The organism is Methanobrevibacter sp., assembly GCF_045646045.1.
Lineage (GTDB): Archaea > Methanobacteriota > Methanobacteria > Methanobacteriales > Methanobacteriaceae > Methanocatella.
Genome location: NZ_JAZRJY010000066.1, coordinates 1 through 2,121 on the forward strand (window position 1 = coordinate 1; position 2,121 = coordinate 2,121).

The window sequence follows — 2,121 nt, forward strand, 5'->3', positions numbered from 1 at the left end:
AGGTGCAGGACTCATCATCTCAAGCCAAACTGGATACATGATGAATTTGCCTCCTGAAGTCGAACAGCAAATTGCATTGGCATCAACTGATGAGTTAAAGGATTTGGATTTCATTAAAAATGATGCAATGGTCAATTCAGGCGTGGCATACGTAGTTGCAAAAAGAGCAAACCACCTAAAGGTCAGAACTGCCGCAGCAACCACTTGGGCAGACAGGGGTGCGAGAATAAACTCAATTTCACCGGGAATCATTGTAACTCCACTAGCCTATGACGAATTCGAATCAGCAGGTGATGCTTATCAGGAAATGATTAATTCATCCCCCGCAAAAAGAGTAGGAACATCAGAAGAGATTGCAAGAGCTGCAGAATTCCTATTAAGAGATGACTCGTCATTCATCACAGGAATTGATCTCTTGGTTGATGGAGGAGTAATAGCATCAATAGCCAGTGGAAGATACTCCCTGGAATTACAATAGAAGGTGTTGTTTTTGAAATATTCAAACAAAGAGGATTTTGAAAAGGCAAATATTTTTGGCATGGGCAATCCAAACGATGCATTTGCACAATATTTTATTGGAAACTCATACCTAAATCCTTTAAATGAATTTGGAGAATCTACAGTATTTGTTGCTAATGTCACTTTTGAACCAGGATGCAGAAACAATTGGCACATTCACCAGGCAAGCAATGGAGGAGGCCAAATTTTGATTTGCACAGCAGGTGAAGGATGGTATCAGGAAGAAGGCAAAGATGCCGAGAGCCTTGTTCCAGGCACTGTAATTACAATTCCGGCTAATGTAAAACATTGGCATGGTGCAAAAGTAGATTCATGGTTTTCACACATTGCTGTTGAAGTTCCTCACGATGATGCAAGCAATGAATGATTAGAAGAAGTAGATGATGAACACTATATGAATTTAATCGATTAAGATTAGACATAACTATTGAACCATCACCAACAACAAATCTCAAATATGCGAACAATTCGTATAAAACTTATAAAAAAGTTCCGATACTTATAGATTTCAAGCAATAAAACTCTGATAGAGAATTCATTTTCTAAATAATTATAAAATCAGGCTGTTACGATGTAATGAATAATGTTATGCTGTAACCAGTTCAGATTCAATAGCAGGAATACCATTTAGATTAGTTGTGATTCTATTCATTCCAAAAGTTTGTGTTTTATTATGGACAGGAACAACTAATGTGACTTTTAAATTTATAGACTCTTCAGTGATTATTGATTGAATAGTAATTTTAGTTAAATTATTAAAATGACTTTTATCCAGATTGAATATTTTAGATGCATTTAAAAATTCAAATGCAACAGGTTTACCATCTTTATCAATATCTAGAATCACATCATTGTCTAATTCAAGTGAAACTTCATATTCATAATCATCAACACAATATATGAATAATGAATCCTCTTGAGGGTCATAATCATATATTACTTTGTTGTTCATTTTCTCACCCTTTGATTTCTATAAGTTTCCATAACAGTTACAAATTTCACATCTTTACTATCATTTATACCTATCACTAATGATATATCTTTTGTAGGTCTCTGATTGTGTTCAAAATATAATCTAAATTTATTGTAATCTTGCTTGATAATCCCCATTAATGGATTGTGTAAGAATGTTTCAAAGATTAAGTCAAAATCTCCAATCCGTTGAATATTCCTAACATCAAAATGTTTAGTATCAGGCATGAACGATTGATCACATGAATTAATTATTTCAATTGCCTCTTCAATAGAATAATCTCTCATTTTTAAAACCTTTATTTTATATTTTAAAAAATTTAATTTAATATTATTTTAAATTACGAATTTTATAAGATTTTTGTTTTAAATGAATACAATATTATAAAGTTAAAGCAATTTTACAAAAGTAGAGCAATTTTTATAAAAGAAATTTTTAAAAATAAAGAATAATATTGGAAACATAAAACCCAACTTAAACTAATGAACCAATGCCAAAAAATAATTAACCTATAAAAACAAATAGAATTTCAATGTATTATCTAATCAAAAATAACCTTGAACAAACAGATAAATCTGCAATCACAAACCCTCAAAACCAGTTTGTAGCCATCTTATCTTACGATGAGT

At 31.6% G+C, this 2,121-nt stretch carries 4 protein-coding genes; 2 read left to right on the top strand and 2 right to left on the bottom strand.

Features of this window, described 5'->3' with window-relative positions; translation table 11 throughout:
• Both ACKI5C_RS04205 and ACKI5C_RS04210 read left to right on the top strand, forming a co-directional pair.
• A partial coding sequence (locus tag ACKI5C_RS04205) for an SDR family oxidoreductase (RefSeq protein ID WP_407431957.1) occupies positions 1–478 on the top strand: 478 nt, incomplete at its 5' end.
• 12 nt (positions 479–490) lie between these two features.
• Positions 491–886 carry a cupin domain-containing protein gene (locus ACKI5C_RS04210; RefSeq protein WP_407431958.1) on the top strand — a complete coding sequence of 132 codons (396 nt, stop codon included), beginning with the start codon at positions 491–493 and terminating at the stop codon, positions 884–886.
• A 219-nt stretch (positions 887–1,105) separates the two neighbouring features.
• Here ACKI5C_RS04210 and ACKI5C_RS04215 read toward each other — a convergent pair whose 3' ends face one another.
• Together ACKI5C_RS04215 and ACKI5C_RS04220 are read right to left on the bottom strand one after the other, a co-directional pair.
• Positions 1,106–1,471, bottom strand: a complete 366-nt coding sequence (locus ACKI5C_RS04215; RefSeq protein ID WP_407431959.1) for a DUF2283 domain-containing protein — start codon at positions 1,469–1,471, stop codon at positions 1,106–1,108.
• Positions 1,468–1,779, bottom strand: a complete 312-nt coding sequence (locus ACKI5C_RS04220; protein WP_407431960.1) for a hypothetical protein — start codon at positions 1,777–1,779, stop codon at positions 1,468–1,470. The genes ACKI5C_RS04215 and ACKI5C_RS04220 overlap by 4 nt, the downstream gene beginning before the upstream one ends.
• Between the last annotated feature and the right edge of the window lie 342 nt (positions 1,780–2,121).